The sequence below is a fragment of the Kocuria kalidii genome (genome assembly GCF_044462225.1).
GTDB lineage: Bacteria > Actinomycetota > Actinomycetes > Actinomycetales > Micrococcaceae > Kocuria > Kocuria kalidii.
In genome coordinates, this window is the sequence record NZ_JBISWJ010000016.1 from 18207 (window position 1) to 34665 (window position 16459).

14 protein-coding genes are annotated in these 16459 nt (G+C 72.2%); 8 read left to right on the forward strand and 6 right to left on the reverse strand.

Translation table 11 applies throughout. The annotated features are described in order from the left end of the window. The first annotated feature begins 6 nt into the window (after window positions 1-6). Both ACH9D3_RS02255 and ACH9D3_RS02260 read left to right on the forward strand, forming a co-directional pair. Entirely contained in the window at window positions 7-1533 is a 1527-nt protein-coding gene (locus ACH9D3_RS02255; protein ID WP_396409693.1) for a CoA-acylating methylmalonate-semialdehyde dehydrogenase, read from the forward strand. A 165-nt stretch (window positions 1534-1698) separates the two neighbouring features. Further along, window positions 1699-2736, forward strand: coding sequence for a Gfo/Idh/MocA family oxidoreductase (locus tag ACH9D3_RS02260; RefSeq protein ID WP_396409694.1), 1038 nt, complete (start codon window positions 1699-1701; stop codon window positions 2734-2736). A gap of 103 nt (window positions 2737-2839) precedes the next feature. On the opposite strand, the gene ACH9D3_RS02265 is transcribed toward ACH9D3_RS02260, so the two are convergent. After that, on the reverse strand, window positions 2840-3814 hold the full coding sequence (locus tag ACH9D3_RS02265; protein ID WP_396409695.1) for a substrate-binding domain-containing protein: 975 nt from the start codon (window positions 3812-3814) through the stop codon (window positions 2840-2842). On the opposite strand from ACH9D3_RS02265, the gene ACH9D3_RS02270 reads away from it, so the two are divergent. After that, complete coding sequence (locus ACH9D3_RS02270; protein ID WP_396409696.1) at window positions 3813-4844, forward strand: Gfo/Idh/MocA family oxidoreductase; 1032 nt, start codon at window positions 3813-3815, stop codon at window positions 4842-4844. The two genes, ACH9D3_RS02265 and ACH9D3_RS02270, sit on opposite strands and share 2 nt — an antisense overlap. Further along, entirely contained in the window at window positions 4841-5848 is a 1008-nt protein-coding gene (locus ACH9D3_RS02275) for a TIM barrel protein (protein ID WP_396409697.1), read from the forward strand. The genes ACH9D3_RS02270 and ACH9D3_RS02275 overlap by 4 nt, the downstream gene beginning before the upstream one ends. A gap of 70 nt (window positions 5849-5918) precedes the next feature. Here ACH9D3_RS02275 and iolB read toward each other — a convergent pair whose 3' ends face one another. Both iolB and ACH9D3_RS02285 read right to left on the reverse strand, forming a co-directional pair. Next, window positions 5919-6836 (reverse strand): 5-deoxy-glucuronate isomerase, encoded by a 918-nt coding sequence (gene iolB / locus ACH9D3_RS02280; RefSeq protein WP_396409698.1) that lies wholly within the window; start codon window positions 6834-6836, stop codon window positions 5919-5921. A gap of 65 nt (window positions 6837-6901) precedes the next feature. Beyond that, window positions 6902-7642, reverse strand: coding sequence for a GntR family transcriptional regulator (locus ACH9D3_RS02285; protein WP_396400389.1), 741 nt, complete (start codon window positions 7640-7642; stop codon window positions 6902-6904). 188 nt (window positions 7643-7830) lie between these two features. On the opposite strand from ACH9D3_RS02285, the gene ACH9D3_RS02290 reads away from it, so the two are divergent. The 4 genes from ACH9D3_RS02290 (at window position 7831) to ACH9D3_RS02305 (ending at window position 12048) form a co-directional block, all read left to right on the forward strand. After that, window positions 7831-8859, forward strand: a complete 1029-nt coding sequence (locus tag ACH9D3_RS02290; RefSeq protein WP_396409699.1) for a substrate-binding domain-containing protein — start codon at window positions 7831-7833, stop codon at window positions 8857-8859. Between the two features lie 29 nt (window positions 8860-8888). Further along, window positions 8889-9989 (forward strand): ABC transporter permease, encoded by a 1101-nt coding sequence (locus ACH9D3_RS02295; protein WP_396400387.1) that lies wholly within the window; start codon window positions 8889-8891, stop codon window positions 9987-9989. 9 nt (window positions 9990-9998) lie between these two features. Then, the gene (locus ACH9D3_RS02300; RefSeq protein ID WP_396409700.1) at window positions 9999-10910 is read left to right on the forward strand and encodes an ATP-binding cassette domain-containing protein; all 912 of its coding nucleotides are present in this window, start codon (window positions 9999-10001) and stop codon (window positions 10908-10910) included. Window positions 10911-10995: 85 nt separating this feature from the next. Continuing rightward, window positions 10996-12048 carry a Gfo/Idh/MocA family protein gene (locus ACH9D3_RS02305; RefSeq protein ID WP_396409701.1) on the forward strand — a complete coding sequence of 351 codons (1053 nt, stop codon included), beginning with the start codon at window positions 10996-10998 and terminating at the stop codon, window positions 12046-12048. 44 nt (window positions 12049-12092) lie between these two features. Here the strand turns inward: ACH9D3_RS02305 and purU are convergent, their stop codons facing one another. The 3 genes from purU to ACH9D3_RS02320 form a co-directional block, all read right to left on the reverse strand. Continuing rightward, window positions 12093-12959 carry a formyltetrahydrofolate deformylase gene (gene purU / locus ACH9D3_RS02310; protein WP_396400384.1) on the reverse strand — a complete coding sequence of 289 codons (867 nt, stop codon included), beginning with the start codon at window positions 12957-12959 and terminating at the stop codon, window positions 12093-12095. 620 nt (window positions 12960-13579) lie between these two features. Further along, a complete protein-coding gene (locus tag ACH9D3_RS02315) occupies window positions 13580-14725 on the reverse strand; it encodes a VIT1/CCC1 transporter family protein (protein WP_396409702.1) in 1146 nt (381 codons plus the stop codon). A gap of 294 nt (window positions 14726-15019) precedes the next feature. Beyond that, window positions 15020-16432 (reverse strand): TY-Chap domain-containing protein, encoded by a 1413-nt coding sequence (locus tag ACH9D3_RS02320; protein ID WP_396400382.1) that lies wholly within the window; start codon window positions 16430-16432, stop codon window positions 15020-15022. Window positions 16433-16459 lie beyond the last annotated feature (27 nt).

The following is a 16459-nucleotide window of genomic DNA, read 5'->3' on the forward strand; positions in this document are numbered from 1 at the left end:
AGTTCCATGACACAGCAGACCCAGCAGCAGATCCGGCACGTCGAGCACTTCATCGACGGCGAGCGCACCCGCGGCACCGGGGACCGGACCCAGGAGATCTACAACCCCGCCACCGGCGAGGTGTCCGGCATCCTGCACCTGGCCACCGACGAGGACCTGCAGGCCGTCGTCGCCGCCGCACGGAAGGCCGCGGACTCGTGGGGCGACATGTCCATCGCCCGGCGCACCGCCGTGCTGTTCACGTTCCGGGAGCTCGTGGCCGCCCACACGGACGACCTCGCCGCCCTGATCACCGCCGAGCACGGCAAGGTGCTCTCCGACGCCAAGGGCGAGGTGGGCCGCGGTCTCGAGGTCGTCGAGTTCGCCTGCGGGATCGCCGAGCAGCTCAAGGGGGAGTTCTCCGACCAGTTCTCCACCGGCATCGACGTCTACTCCTTCCGCCAGCCGCTCGGTGTGGTCGCCGGGATCACCCCGTTCAACTTCCCGGTCATGGTGCCGCTGTGGATGGCCCCGGTCGCGATCGCCACCGGCAACGCGTTCATCCTCAAGCCCTCCGAGCGGGACCCCTCACCGTCCCTGCTGATCGCCGAGCTGTGGCAGCGGGCCGGCCTGCCGGACGGGGTGTTCCAGGTCCTGCACGGCGGCAAGGAGGCCGTGGACGGGCTGCTGACCCACCCGGACGTGGACGGCATCTCGTTCGTGGGCTCCACCCCGATCGCGCAGTACGTGCACGAGACCGCGACGAAGCACGGCAAGCGCGTCCAGGCCCTGGGCGGGGCGAAGAACCACGCGATCGTGCTGCCGGACGCGGACATGGACTCGGCCGCGGACAACCTCACGGCGGCCGCCTTCGGCTCCGCCGGGGAGCGCTGCATGGCCGTGTCCGTGGCCGTGGCCGTGGGCGAGGCCGCGGACCTGCTCGTGGACAAGCTGGCCGAACGGGCCCAGGACATCACCGTGGGCAACGGCATGGACGCCTCCTCCGACATGGGCCCGGTCATCACCCCGGCCTCGCGGGACCGTGTGCGCCGGATCGTCACTTCCGCCGAGGAGGCCGGCGCGGCCGTCGTCGTGGACGGGCGGGACCTGATCGTGGCCGACCACGAGGACGGCTTCTTCGTGGGCCCCACGGTCCTCGACAAGGTCCGGAAGGACATGGAGGCCTACGAGGAGGAGATCTTCGGGCCGGTCCTCGTGGTGCTGCGCGTGGACACCCTCGACGAGGGCATCGAGATCATCAACGCCAACCCGTACGGCAACGGCACCGCGATCTTCACCTCCTCGGGCGCCTACGCCCGCCAGTTCAAGCGCCGCGTGACCGTGGGCATGATCGGGGTCAACGTCCCGATCCCCGTGCCCGTCGCCTGGCACTCCTTCGGCGGCTGGAAGGCCTCGCTGTTCGGCGACCACCACATCTACGGACCCGACGGCGTGCGCTTCTACACCCGCGGCAAGGCCGTCACCGAGCGGTGGCCCGAGCCGCACCACGCGTCCGGGGCGTCCTTCGCCTTCCCGTCCTCGTCCGACCACTGAGTCCAGCCCGTCCCGGGCACCGCGGCTCCCAGCCGCTGTGCCCGGACCTCGGGTTCCGTCCCCGCCCGTCCGCGAGGGCGTAGCGGGGACGGAGGCGACGCAGCTTTCACCACCATCCGGACCGACCGGGTCCACACGCCCCCAGCGGGCGGAAGGAGATTCATCATGACCAAGACTCTGCGCGTAGCCGTTGTCGGAGCAGGCCGCATGGGCGCCGACCACATCGAGCGCATCCACCGCCGGATCAACGGCGCCGAGATCGCCGCCGTCGTCGACATCGACGGGGCCCGGGCCGAGGCCGCCGTCGCCCACATCCCCGGCGCGGTCGCCCACACGGACTTCCAGGAGGTGCTGGATCGGGACGACATCGACGCCGCCCTGATCGCCACCCCGGGGTTCCTGCACGAGCAGGTGCTGCTCTCCGCGATCGAGCACGGCCTGCCCACTCTGTGCGAGAAGCCGCTGACCCCGGACGCCCAGTCCTCCTGGCGCGTGGTCGAGGCAGAGGTCGCCGCCGGCCGGCAGCTGATCCAGGTCGGCTTCATGCGCCGCTTCGACGCGGGCTACCTCGCCCTGCGCCGGATGATCGAGGAGAAGGCCTACGGGGAGCTGCTGACCCTGCACCACCAGCACCGCAACCCGACGACCCCGCCCGGGTTCACCAATGAGATGATCATCAACGACTCCGTGGTCCACGAGTTCGACGCCGTGCGATTCTTCACGGGGGAGGAGATCACCTCGGTCCAGGTCCGGATCGGGCGGTCGACCCGCAACGCCCCGGGGGGTCAGCGGGACCCCCAGCTGGTGCTCATGGAGACCGAGTCCGGGGTCCTCGCCCAGGTCGAGGCCTACGTCAACGCGCAGTTCGGTTACCAGGTCGCCACGCAGGCCTCCTTCGAGACGGGCGTCGTGGGCATCGGCGGCGACACCGAGCCCTATGTCCGCACGGCCGGCACGTGGGGCGGCAGCGTCTCCCCGGGCTTCGAGGAGCGCTTCGTCGAGGCCTACGACCGGGAGGTCCAGGCGTGGGTCGACGCCGCGGCCCGCGGACAGATCGGCGGGCCCTCGGCGTGGGACGGCTACGCCACGGCCGCCTGCTGCGAGGCCGGCGTCCAGGCCCAGGCGAGCGGGGAGATCGTGCCCGTGCGGATGCAGTCCAAGCCGGATCTCTACGGCACGGCGCAGGTGTCCGCCCTCGTCTGAGCAGCAGCGGCGGGTCGGCGTCAGGGCGCGGCGGGGCGACGGTCCCGCCGCGCCCTGACGCGTCCTCCCGACGGGGTGACGGGTCGCTCCACGGAGTCCTCCGTCACGCGGTCGAGCGGGGTGCCGCCGTGGACCCGCGGATGACCAGCTCCGGCTCGAGCAGGACCGCAGCCCCCGTGCCCGCGCTCCCGCCGATCCGGGCCACCAGCCGCTCGGCGGCCGCTTCGCCGATCTCGGCGTTGCGGCTGTCGACCGTGGTCAGCCGCAGGAGGTGGGTGGAGGCGATGGGGGAGTCGTCGTAGCCGACCACGGAGAGGTCCTGCGGCACGCGCAGCCCGCGCTCGCCGGCCGCCGCAAGCGCTCCCATGGCCATGGTGTCGTTGGCGGCGAAGACCGCCGTGGTCTCCGGTGCGCTGTCGAGCAGGCGCACCGCGGCGGCGTATCCGTCCTCCTCCGTGGTGGCGCCTCCCCCCGGAACGGCGCGCGGCTGGAGACCGGCCGCGGCCATCGCCTCCGCGAAGCCCTCCGCCCGCAGCCAGGCCGCTCCACCACCGCCCGTGAGATGGCCGATCCCGCGGTGGCCGAGTCCGGTCAGGTGCTCCGTCGCCAGGCGCGCGCCGAGCCGGTCGTCGTTCGCGACGACCTCGGCACCCGGCACCACGCCCTCCCGGTGGCCGGCCACCACGACGGGCAGTCCCTCGGGCACGCGCATGGCCCCGGTCGGCTCGGTGGCGATCACCAGCCCGTCGACGCGCATCGACAGGAAGCCGTCCAGCGGGTGCGCCTCCACGTGCGCGTTGAGCGTGTGGTCCGCGACCGCGATCCGCAGCCCGTGCGGCGCCAGGCCCTCCTGCAGACCGCGCAGCAGCTCCATGAACCACAGGTTCCGCCAGTCGTCGATGACCACCCCGATGGTGCGCGTCGTCGCCCCGGCCAGCGCCGCGGCGGCCTGGCTGGGGCGGTAGCCCAGCCGCTCCACCGCCTTCAGGACGGCGGACCTCCGAGGTCGATCCGGCGGCCGCTTCTCCTTCTCGTCCCATCGCCCCCCGGCCCCTTCCTCGTCCCAGGAGAGAAACATGACCGACAGCATCGGCATCGCCGTCATCGGCGCCGGCATGGCCGGCCAGGCCCATGCGGCGGCCTACCGTGTGGCCCCCAGGCTCTACGACCCCGTCCTGCCGCCGCTGCGCTACGTCGCCATCGGCGACGTCAACGAGACGCTGGGGGCTCACGTGGCCCGCCGCTACGGCTACGAGAAGGCCCTGGGGTCCTGGGAGGAGGTCGCGGAGGACCCGGAGATCGACGTGGTCAGCGTCGTCATCGCGAACCGCTTCCACCGCCGGGCCGTCGAGGGGCTGCTGGAGGCCGGCAAGCACGTCCTGTGCGAGAAGCCGCTCAGCGACACCCTCGAGGACGCCCGCGCCATGGCCCGCGCCGCCGAGGCTGCGGAGTCCATCGCGCGGATCGGCTTCACCTTCCGGCGCACCCCCGGCATCGCCGCGATCCGCGACCTCATCCAGGACGGCACCCTGGGCAGGGTCCTGCACTTCAGCGGCCGGTACTGGACCGACTACGGGTTCAACCCGAAGGCGCCCATGAGCTGGCGGTACCAGGGCGGCCCCGGCTCCGGGGCCCTGGCCGACGTCGGCAGCCACCTGGCCTACGTGGCGGATTTACTCTGCGGGGACATCGCCTCCGGCGCCGGCAGCCTCGAGGTCTCCCGGGTGGCCGCCGGGCACCCGAACACCCTGACCTTCGAGGTGTTCTGCGCGAAGGGCGCGGCGCGGTTCCACCAGCTGCGCCCCGCCGAGATCGAGCTGTTCCTCCACGAGGGAGCGGAGGCCACCAACGGCCACCGCACCGTGAACCTCGGCCCCGGCCACGCCTACCTGTCGCAGGGACTGGCCATGGACGCCCCCGGTGTGGGCTTCGGCCAGAACGACGCCTTCGGCTACCAGGCCCGTGCCTTCCTCGAGGAGGTCGCCGGTCTCGACGAGTCCGTCTCGCTGCCGCGCAACGCGTCCTTCGCGGAGGGTGTGCACAACATGGAGATCCTGGCGGCCGCTGTGGAATCGGCTGCCAGTCACGGACAGAAGGTCGTCCTGTGAAGCTCGGCGTCTACAACGCGATCCTGCACGACCGGTCGCTCCCCGAGGCCCTGAAGGCCGTCGCAGGCCTCGGCCTGACCGGCATCGAGATCAACACCGGAGGATTCCTGCCGGCCCTCCACATGCCCGACATGGACCAGATCCTGGAGAGCGACGCCGCCCGTGACGACTACCTGGCGCTCTTCGAGGGCACCGGCGTCTCGATCGCCGGCCTCAACTGCAACGGCAACCCGCTGCACCCCCAGCGGGAGATCGGCGAGAAGCACGCCGAGGACATCCGCCGCTCCATCCGGCCGGCGCACCGCCTGGGCCAGACACGCGTGGTCACCATGTCCGGGCTGCCCGGCGGGGAGCCCGGGGCCACCGTGCCCAACTGGATCGTCAACGCCTGGAACTCGGCCTCCCTGGACGTGCTCGACTACCAGTGGGGGGTCGTGGCCGACTTCTGGAGGGAGACCGACCGCCTGGCCGCCGATCACGGCGTCAAGGTGGCCCTGGAGCTGCACCCGCAGAACGTGGTGTTCAACACCGCCGACGTCCGGAGGCTCATCGACCTGACCGGCGCCACCCACGTGGGCGTCGAGCTCGACGCGTCGCACCTGTTCTGGCAGCAGATGGACCCGGTCGCCGTGGTGCGCGAGCTCGGTCCGCTCGTCCTCCACGCGGCTGCGAAGGATGTCCGCATCAACCCGGAGAACGCCGCGCTCCACGGTGTCCTGGACAACAGCTTCCGCCGCCTCGCCCCCGAGGAGGAGCGCACCCACCTCGGCGGCGACGAGTGGGCCAACGAGTGGCCGAAGAACTCCGCCTGGGACTTCGTGGCCCTGGGCCGCGGCCACGACACCGCCTACTGGGCCGAGTTCCTCACCGCCCTGCACGAGGTCGACCCGGACATGGCCGTCAACATCGAGCACGAGGACGTCTCCCTGGGCCGGATCGAGGGCCTCGAGATCGCCGCGGGCGTCCTGCTGGACGCGGCCGCGTCCGCCGGCGTCCTGCGCTGATCCGTCCGCCGGTGCCGAAGGGCCCACCCCTCGGAGGCGGACCCTTCTGCACCGGCGGTTCCGAGGGTGCTCAGCGGCCGAAGGGCAGTCGCGGGTCGACCGCCGTCCCGTCCCAGGTCCGGCGGATCCAGCCGTGGTGCGGGTCGTCGCTGATCAGCCACTCGCGCACCCGGCCCGGGCCGGCCATGACGTTGAGGTAGTACAGGTCGTAGCCGGGGGTCGCCATGGCGGGGCCGTGCCAGCCGTAGGGCACCAGGACGACGTCGCCCGAGCGCACCTCCGCGCTGACGTCGATGGGGCGGTCGTCCGAGGCGTAGACCCGCTGGTAGCCCATGGGGTCCGTCCCGCCGGACTCCGTGACGGGCATGCCCTCGGCGAGCTGCGTCTCGAAGTAGTAGATTTCCTCGAGGGCCGTCTCCCCGTCCTTCTCCTCGTCGTGCTTGTGCGGGGGATAGGAGGACCAGTTGCCCGCGGGGGTGAGCACCTCGCACACGATGAACCGGTCGGCCTCCAGGGCCGCGGGCGTGCCGAAGTTGTGCACCTGCCGGGAGCAGTTGCCCGCGCCGCGCAGCTCGACCGGGATCTCGTCACGGGTCACGAGCCGGGTGGGGTGCTCCTCCCGGGCCGGCGCGGAGGCCACGGCCACCCGCCCGCCGGTCCCGGAGGACAGGGTCAGGTCCCGCCGGACCCCGGTGTAGAGGACGTCGGTGGGCCCGGCGAAGACGGACGGGCGGCCGGCGAGGTCGTAGGTCTCACCGCCCGTCCGCGCCGTGAAGCTGCCGGTGAGCGGTACCACGATGCGCTCCTCCTCGGCGGCCTCCAGGGCGATCTGCTCGCCCGGGCCGAGGTCGGCCACGCGGATCCCCGTGTGGGCCCAGCCGGGGACCTGGGCGGCCGAGTCGTGGCCGCCAAGGGAGACGAACCAGCCGTCCTGGGCGGCGGTGTCCTTGGGGTGGACCCACTCGGGGCGGGAGCTGTCGTTGTGCATGGGTCGGGGTGCCTTCCGGTGTCGTCGTCGTGGGTGGTCCGGGACGCGTGCGGGTGGCCCTGCGCTCAGCGCTGGACCAGGGTGAGCTCGAAGGTGTACTTGTCGGCCCGGTACACGTGCCGACCGGTCTCCACCTGCCGGCCGAGGTCGTCCATGGCGGTGCGGTGCATGCTGACGAGCGCGGCGCCGGGGTCGACGCCCAGCTGCTCCGCCTGGAACGCGTCGGCCGAGACGGCGCCGACCCGCTGGTGGGCCAGCTGGAAGTTGACCCCCTGGCCGCGCATCAGGGAGTACAGCCCCTCCTGCTCGAGCTGCTCGCGCGTGAGCTCGCACAGCGCGCACGGGATCCAGTTCTCCATGAGGGCCAGCGGCTCGCCGTCCGTGCTGCGCAGGCGCACGAGGTGGTAGACCTCGTCGCCCGGTGCGATGCCGAGCAGCAGGGCCACGTCGTCCTCGGCCGGGACCCGGGAGAAGTCCAGCACGTCCGTGCCGGGGCTGCCCCCGCTGCGCTGGAGGTCCTCATGGAGGCTGGTCAGCTCGAGCGAGCGGCGGACCTGGCTGCCCACCACCTGGGTGCCCACCCCGCGCTTGCGCACCAGCAGCCCGGCACGCACGAGCTGGTCCATGGCCTTGCGCATCGTGGGACGGGACAGGTTGAGCCGGTTCGCGAGGTCGATCTCGTTGTCCAGCCTGGTCCCCGGGGGGAGCTCGCCGCTGCGGATCGCGTCCTCGAGTCCCTGCGCCACCTGGTGGTAGAGGGGCACGGGGGAACTCTTGTCGACCGTGAGGTGCCGTGGGCCGGACATGGGGGACCTCCAGGGGTCTGGGCCGTGCGTGCGGACGTGCTGCTGTCCTCCAGTGTGGCCGCTGAGATGTGAGTATGTCCAGACATTCTATTGACATTTGTGATGGGAGTCACCCAGGATGAAATCCGGCGGGCGGCCGAGGCGGCGCATCGAAGCGCGAGGCCCAGCCACGACACGAGGAGATTCCCATGACTGCAGGATGCGTTTCCCCCGAGGCCCGGCGGCCGAGAGCGCTGCGGCGTCGAGCGGCCGCCGTCGCGCTGCTCGTTCCGGCCATGGCGCTGGCCGGCTGTTCCTCCGAGGGCGGCCGGCAGACGACGGCCGCGGGTGAGGGCGGCGGCGGCCAGGTGGCCCAGACGGAGCAGATCAAGATCGCCATGATCACGCACGCCGCTCCGGGCGACACCTTCTGGGACGTCATCCGGAAGGGGGCCGAGGAGGCCTCGGCCAAGGACAACGTCGAGTTCCTCTACGCCTCCGATCCCGAGGGCGGACGCCAGGCCCAACTCGTGCAGCAGTACATCGACCAGGGCGTCGACGGCATCGCCGTGACCCTGGCCAAGCCGGATGCGATGCGCGACGTGCTGCAGCGGGCCGAGGAGGCCGGCATCCCGGTGGTGACCCTCAACGCGGGCGAGAACGAGTTCGAGGACCTCGGTGCGTTCGCCCACTTCGGGTCCAACGAACAGCTCGCCGGTGAGACGGCCGGGCAGCGGCTCGAGGAGGAGGGGCTCCAGCACCCGATCTGTGTGATCCAGGAGCAGGGCCACGTGGGACTCGAGGCCCGGTGCGCCGGCGTCAAGGAAGTGCTGCCGGAGACGGAGATCCTCTACGTGCAGGGCACCGACATGACCCAGGTGTCCTCCACGGCCACGGCCAAGCTGCAGACCTCCTCGGAGGCCGACTCCATCATCGGCCTCGGGGCGCCCTACACGATGACCCTGCTCGAGGCCAAGGAGGCGGCGGGCAGCGACGTGACCGTCGCCTCCTTCGACATGAACGGCGACCTCGCCCAGTCCATCGTGGACGGCGACGTGCTGTTCACCATCGACCAGCAACCCTGGCTGCAGGGGTACATGTCCGTGGACTCGCTGTGGCAGAACCACCGCGGGGCCTTCAAGATCGGCGGCGGCCAGCCCACGCTCACCGGTCCCGCCGTCGTGGACTCGTCCAACGCCGAGGACGTCCTCGAGTACGCCAACGAGGGCATCCGCTGAGCGGGCCCAGGAACCAGGAGACGAACATCATGTCATCGACCCGGACCCCGGCCGCCGCACCGGCGCCGGACCGCGGCTCCTCCGGAGCCCCGCCCACGCCCACCGGAACGGCCCCGGCCGACGAACGCATCCAGACCAAGGGCCTGCTCGGCACCTTCCTGGCCCGACCCGAGGTCGGGGCCCTCGTCGGGGCGATCGTGGTCTTCGTGTTCTTCGCGGTGGCCGCCCCGTCCTTCACCCAGCCGCAGTCCATCTCCACCGTCCTCTACGGGGCGTCCACCATCGGGATCATGGTGGTCGGGGTGTCCCTGCTGATGATCGGCGGGGAGTTCGACCTCTCCACCGGTGTCGCCGTCATCACCTCGGCGCTGGCGGCGTCCATGTTCAGCTGGTTCTTCGCCGTCAACGTCTGGGTCGGCGTCCTCGTCGCCCTGGGCGTGTCCCTGTTCATCGGCTTCGTCAACGGCTGGTTGCTGGTGCGCACGAAGCTCCCGTCCTTCATCGTCACCCTGGCGACCTTCCTCATGCTCGCCGGCCTCAACCTCGCGCTGACCCGCCTGATCGGCGGGTCCGTGGCCTCGCCGTCGATCAGCAACATGGACGGCTTCGCCTCCGCCAAGACGATCTTCGCCTCCTCGGTGACCATCCTCGGGGTCGACGTGCGGATCACCGTGTTCTACTGGATCGCCCTCGTGGCGATCGCCTCGTTCATCCTGCTCAAGACGAAGGTCGGCAACTGGATCTTCGCCGTGGGCGGGGACGCCAATGCCGCCCGCGCCGTGGGTGTGCCGGTCGCACGGACCAAGATCGGTCTGTTCATGGGCGTGGGCCTGTGCGGCTGGCTGCTGGGGATGCACAACCTCTTCGCGTTCGACTCCGTGCAGTCCGGTGAGGGCGTGGGCAACGAGTTCCTCTACATCATCGGCGCGGTGATCGGCGGGTGCCTGCTCACCGGCGGCTTCGGCTCCGCGATCGGCGGGGCCCTGGGCGCGCTCATCTTCGGCATGGCCTCGCGCGGCATCGTCTACGCCGAGTGGAACCCGGACTGGTTCAAGTTCTTCCTGGGTCTCATGCTGCTGCTGGCCACCATCGTGAACATGTACGTGCGCAAGCGCATCGAGAGGAAATAGGTGCCCGCCATGACCACGCAACCGCCCATCACCCCCGCCCCCGGCGCCCACCCCGCGGATCCGGCCGGCACGGAGGGTCCTGCTGCCCTCGTGGAGCTGCAGGACATCGGCAAGCGCTACGGCAACATCATCGCCCTGCGCGACGTCACCATGGCCGTGGAGCCGGGGAAGGTGACCTGCGTGCTCGGCGACAACGGCGCCGGCAAGTCCACCCTGATCAAGATCATCGCCGGGCTGCACCAGCACACGGACGGGAGCCTCCGGGTCAACGGCGAGGAGACGACCTTCACCTCCCCGCGGCAGGCCCTCGACGCCGGGATCGCCACCGTCTACCAGGACCTGGCCGTGGTGCCGCTGATGCCGGTGTGGCGCAACTTCTTCCTCGGCTCCGAGCTCACCAGCGGGTTCGGGCCCTTCAAGCGCCTGGACGTGGCGAGGATGAAGGAGATCACCAAGCAGGAGCTCGCCGACATGGGCATCGACCTGCGCGACGTGGACCAGCCCATCGGGACGCTCTCCGGCGGTGAGCGCCAGTGCGTGGCCATCGCCCGCGCGGTGCACTTCGGGGCGAAGGTCCTCATCCTCGACGAGCCCACCGCGGCCCTGGGCGTGAAGCAGTCCGGGGTGGTGCTGCGCTACATCCTGCAGGCCCGCGAACGCGGCCTCGGGGTGGTGTTCATCACGCACAACCCGCACCACGCGTACCCGGTGGGGGACCGGTTCCTGCTGCTCAAGCGCGGCAAGTCCATCGGCTACTACGAGAAGCAGGACATCACCGTGGGCGACCTCACCGCCCAGATGGCCGGCGGCGCGGAGCTGGAGGAGCTGACCCACGAGCTCGAGCAGCTCGGCGGGCACACCTCCCAGATGCAGCAGGTCCAGGCCGACATGGCCGAGTCCCAGGCCCGCCCCCGCACCTGAGCAGACCCCGGCCCCGCGCCCCCCGGGACGACTCGGGGCGCGGGGCCGGTCCCACACCACCGATCCCGCGAGAGGAACTCCCGTCATGACCGTCCGGATCGGTCTGATCGGCGCCGGCCGCATCGGGGCCGTGCACGCCGCCCACCTCGCCGCCCTGCGCACCCCGGAGGGCGGGCCCGCGGTGCGGCTGAGTCTCACGGACGCCGTGCCCGAGCAGGCGTCCGCCGTGGCCGGCCGGACGGGTGCGGCGTCGCGGCCCTCGGTCGGGGCGCTGCTCGACGACGGCGTGGACGGACTCGTCGTGGCGACCGGCACGGCCTCCCACCCCGAGCTCATCCGGGTCGGGCTGCGGGCGGGGCTGCCGGTCTTCTGCGAGAAGCCGGTGGCCCTGTCCGTCGAGGAGGCGCTGCCCCTGCTCGACGAGATCGAGCGCGTGCAGGGCGTGGTGCAGATCGGCCACCAGCGCCGCTTCGACCCCGGCTACGTCCGTGCCCGGGAGGCCTGCGCCGCGGGCGACCTGGGCTGGCTGCACACCGTGCGCGCCGTCACCGGCGACATGACCCCGCCGCCCGTGGAGTTCCTCGCGACGTCGGGCGGGCTGTTCCGGGACTGCTCCGTGCACGACGTCGACGTCCTCCGGTGGATCACCGGCCGCGAGGTCGTCGAGGTGTACGCCCGCGGCTCCAACAACGGCGACCCCCGGATCGGAGAGGTGGGGGACGTGGACACCGCGCTCGCCGTGCTGACCCTCGACGACGGCACGGTGGCCACCATGTCCGCGACCCGCTACAACGGCGCCGGCCACGACGTGCGGCTCGAGCTGCAGGGCTCGAAGGGCTCGGTGGCCGTGGGGATGGACGAGCACATGGCGATGCGCTCGGCCGAGCCCGGGGTCCGGTTCCCGGCCGGGCCGCCGCACACGACGTTCCACGAGCGCTTCGCCGAGGCCTACCGCCGCGAGATGGCGGTCTTCGTCCGGGTGGTGCGCGGAGAGATCCCGAGTCCCTGCACGGCCCGGGACGCAGTGGCCGCCTCGCAGGTGGCCGACGCCGCGCAGCGCTCGCTCGAGACGGGCGCCGTCGTCCGGGTGGAGCCGCTCCGGGCGGCCCGCGGCGCGGGGTGGACGTCCCGCGGCTGACCCCCTGGGGAGGCCCCTCCCGCCGGTCGGGCCGGGGAGCCGGCTCAGACCAGGACGATGGTGCGGTTGCCGGAGAGCACCACGCGGCCCTCGGCGTGCCACCGCACGGCCCGGGACAGCGCCTGCATCTCGGCGTCGCGACCCACGGCCACGAGGTCCGCCGGTGTGTGGGCGTGGTCCACCGGCATGACGCGCTGGGCGATGATCGGGCCCTCGTCGAGGTCCGCCGTCACGTAGTGGGCCGTGGCCCCCACCATCTTCACCCCCCGGGCGTAGGCCTGGTGGTAGGGCTTGGCGCCCTTGAAGGAGGGCAGGAACGAGTGGTGGATGTTGATGCACCGGCCGGAGAGCTCGCGGGTCAGCTCGTCCGAGAGCACCTGCATGTAGCGGGCCAGCACGACCAGCTCGACGTCGTACCGGTCCACCAGGTCGAGCAGCCTCCCCTCGGCCCGGGCCTTGGTCTCCGCCGTCACGGGGATGTGGTGGAAGGGGATGTCGTGCCACTCCACGAGACTCCGGTGGTCGAGGTGGTTGGAGACCACGGCCACGATCTCGATGGGCAGCTCGCCGACCCGGGTGCGGTGCAGCAGGTCCGTGAGGCAGTGGGAGAAGCGGGACACCATGACGAGCACCCGGGTCCGGCGCTGCACGGAGACCAGCCGGAACCGCATGTCGTGCTGCTCCGCCACCGGGGCGAAGCCCTCGGTCAGGGACTCGACCGTGGCGGTGCCGGCCTCGCTGACGGTGTGGCAGCGGATGAAGAACTCGTCGGTGAACCGGTCGGAGAAGTGCTTGACGTCGAAGATGTCGCAGCCCTGCTGCGTCAGGTTGGAGGTGACGGCGCTGACGAGCCCGTGGGCCTCGGGGCAGTGGACGGTCAGGACGTGTTCGACGGTCCCCGGGACGGGCATGGGCGGGCTCCTCGGCTCTGGCGTGGGGTGCACCGCGCGGTCCGGCGTCGGCGACGGCGGGCGCGGCCCTACGATCCTAGCCTCGGCCGGCGTGGGGCCGGGACGCCCTGCCGCGCCGGACGGCAGCGGGAGCGTGGCGGCGGCGTGGACCGATGGCCGCGGGAACGGGCGGTAGGAGTCCGCCCGGCGCGGGGAGAGATGCGCCTCCCATGGAGGACCCGCGGCCATCGGCAGGCGTGAAACGCCTCAACGGAGGAGAGCCGTGGGCTGAGCGGCTTTCAGAACACGGGTGCCGCAGACGGTGCACCCCCCAGTGCGTCCGAATCGGTCCTACCCGTGCAATTTCCCCCATTGCTGTGGTTCTCACCACGATCGCAACTTTATCCGACGCGGTGCCGCGTCCGCACCCGCTTTTCCCAGGAAATTCACGGGACGGCCCGACGGAGCCCGGAAACCGCGGTTCGGCGGGTCCTGCCCCGGGGGGCGCCGGGCGCGAATCCGCCGGAAAACCGGGGCGGACCAGCCCTTTCGCACGGACGGCCGTGCGGTCCCGGCACGGCGGTCCCGGTGGCCTGTCCCCTGAAGTGATGACAGCAGGGTGCGCGATGGCGGCGCCCGGATCAGGCGACGCTCGTGTTGAACAGGAGCCCGAGGGCGTAGGTGGCGAGGGCGGCGCCGTAGCCGATGGCCAGCTGGCGCAGCCCGCGCCTCCACGGGGAGGCTCCGGAGAGCAGCCCGACCAGGCCTCCGGTCACGAGCAGGGCGATCCCGACGAGGACGAGGCCCGCGACCATCGCGGGAATCCCGGTGAGGCCCACGAGATACGGCAGGATCGGGATGACCGCGCCGGAGGCGAAGAAGCAGAAGCTCGACGCCGCGGCCCCCAGGTCCGTGCCGAGCGCCACGTGGGAGCGCTGCTCCGACTGGTCCTCAGCGGGGTCCTGGAAGGACCGGGAGGGATCGCAGTCGCAGTCGAAGAACCCCAGCCGTTCCGCGGCGCGGTGCTCCGCGGCCTCCTCGCTCATGCCGCGGGCCCGGTAGACGAGCACGAGCTCGTTGGCGTCCAGGTCCAGGTTCGGCGCCACGTGCAGCGTCACCTGGGTCGGCTGGGAGGCGTCCAGCAGCTCGCGCTGCGACCGCACGGACACGAACTCCCCGGCGCCCATGGACAGCGCGCCCGCCAGGAGGCCGGCGACCCCGGCGAACAGCACCATCCCGGGGGACGTGCCGGTGGCGCCCACGCCCATGACCAGTGCGAGGTTCGAGACGAGCCCGTCGTTGGCCCCGAAGACCGCCGCCCGGAAGTTGCCCGAGAGCCGGTGCCGGCCCTCGGTGGCGAGGGCGCGGATGATCTCCTCGTGCACCGCCTCGTCGGCGGCCATGGCGTCGGACGCGTCCTGCTCCCGCTCGTAGGGGGAGCGGCTCTCGGCGCGCTGGAGCAGGGCCAGGACGAAGACGGAGCCGAAGTGCGTCGCGAGGAAGATCAGTAGCCGGGAGTAGAGGGACGGGCGGGCCTCGGCCTCGGCATGGGGGCCGAGCAGGCCGACCCAGTGCTCCGCGTGGCGCTGCTCGGCCTCGGCGACCTGGTGCAGGATCTCCTGCTCCCGGCCGGTGCTGCGAGCGGCGAGGAGACGGTAGATCCGGGCCTCGGCTCGCTCGTCCGCGAGGTACTTGCGCCAGCGGCGGATCTGCCCGCGCTGGGGCGGACCCGGGTGGTCCGGTCCGTCCCGGGGAGCAGGGGGGTCGGCGGAGGGTGCGGGTGTCATGGGGGCTGTCTCGGGCCTTCCTCGGATCCGGGGCGGCAGGGGCGCGCAGGGTCCGACCGGGGGTGCGGTGGGTGTGGAAGGTCTCGTTCGCCCGTGGTCACGGGTGGGCTGCCGGGACTCCTCGTCGAGACCGGGATGGCGACAGACCGACGGGTGCGCGTCACCCGGGAACTACTCCCCTTCGCTTCCCGACGAGTGTAGACCCGGGGCGGCGGGGCCGGGTTCCGGTGCGCCGGATCCCCGCGGGACGTTCCGGCGGAGGGGAGCGCCTCCTGCGCGCCCGGCAGGACGGTGTCAGGAGTCGACGGTGTCCGGGGCCGTGGGCGTGCGCCACTGCCGGCGGTCGGGGGCGATGACGGAGCCCTCGTCCCGGGTCTCCGTGGGGAAGGACCCCACTCCCCAGTGGAAGCGGTACGGGTCGGAGCAGCCCCAGCCGAAGCGCAGTCCGTCGACGAGCTTCTGCGCCGCCTCCGGGAAGCCCAGCGGCTCCGTGGTCCAGGGCTGGTCCCAGCCCGTGGGCTCGTTCCACTCGTCCTCGTGGAAGAAGGTGGCGTCCACGGGCCAGGCGGCGTGCGTCAGCTGCCCGCCCGAGATCACGGCGCACTCCACGCCGTGCGGACCCACCCCGGCCCAGGCGACGGGGGCCTCCGAGCGGTCGTCGTCGCGCTCGTACTCGACGACGAGGAAGTCGTTCCAGGGCAGCCGGGCGAGCACGGTGGCGATGAGCCGGCGCAGGTCCTCCCACACGCCCTCGTCGACGACCGGGGTGGCCGCGTGCGGGACGACCACGCCGATGCCGGCGCGCCCCAGCATCTCCTGCGCCTCGGGAGTGGCCAGGTCGGACCAGGTCCTCGTGTCGGCGAAGCCGTCCCCGAGGTGCTCCCCGGCGGGCTGGTGGGCGGAGGCGAAGCGCATGGCCTCCTCCCAGGAGCCGAAGAACCGGCGGACGCCGTCGAAGTAGGGCCGGCGGGTGCTGCCCGCCTCCTGCTCGACGACCCACCGGCCGTAGCGGGCCGTGGTCGGGTGGTGGCCGGTGCTGCGGCACTCGGAGAGGAACGCCGTCACCGCGGTGGCGTACTCCGCCTCCGTGAAGACGTGCTCGAGGGGTGGTTCGTCGCCGGCCCGGAGGCCGATCCGCTCGAGCGCCGCGTCCCACCGTCCCCCGCCGAGGCGCTCGGAGACGCTGCGCTCGGGCACGGGCCAGTAGTGGGCGAGGGTGCACAGGAAGTTGGATTCCGTGCACAGTCCCAGCCGCGCCAGCTCGTAGCCGTGCGGGCTGAGCGGACGCCGGCCGGGGTCCTCGGCGCAGCTCTGCTGGGCCGCCCCGATCAGTCCCAGGGTGCGCCGGGTGATGGTGCCGTCGGCGTCGGACACCGCGAGCAGCCCGGTGACGTCGCGCACCACGGCGGTGCTGAGGTTCAGCGCCGCGTAGTCGGGGGCCGGGGCGAGGCGGAGGTGCTGGGCCATGACGAGCCACACGCCGGCGGCCACCGCGCCGTCGGTGATCTCGGGGGTGGACGCCTCCTGCGGGAAGTGCTGGCCCAGGTGCGTGATCGCGGCGTCCAGCAGGGCGGTCGACTCCTCCGGGAACAGCAGCTGGAACCGCATCCGCACCTGGCCGCGCGTCATGCCGCGGTCGGCCATGGCGTGGATCAGGGAGCCGTAGCGCTGCACGAAGGCTGCGAGGCCCGCCACTGCTTGGGGCACGGAGGGTCCTCCGGTCGGATGGTCGGT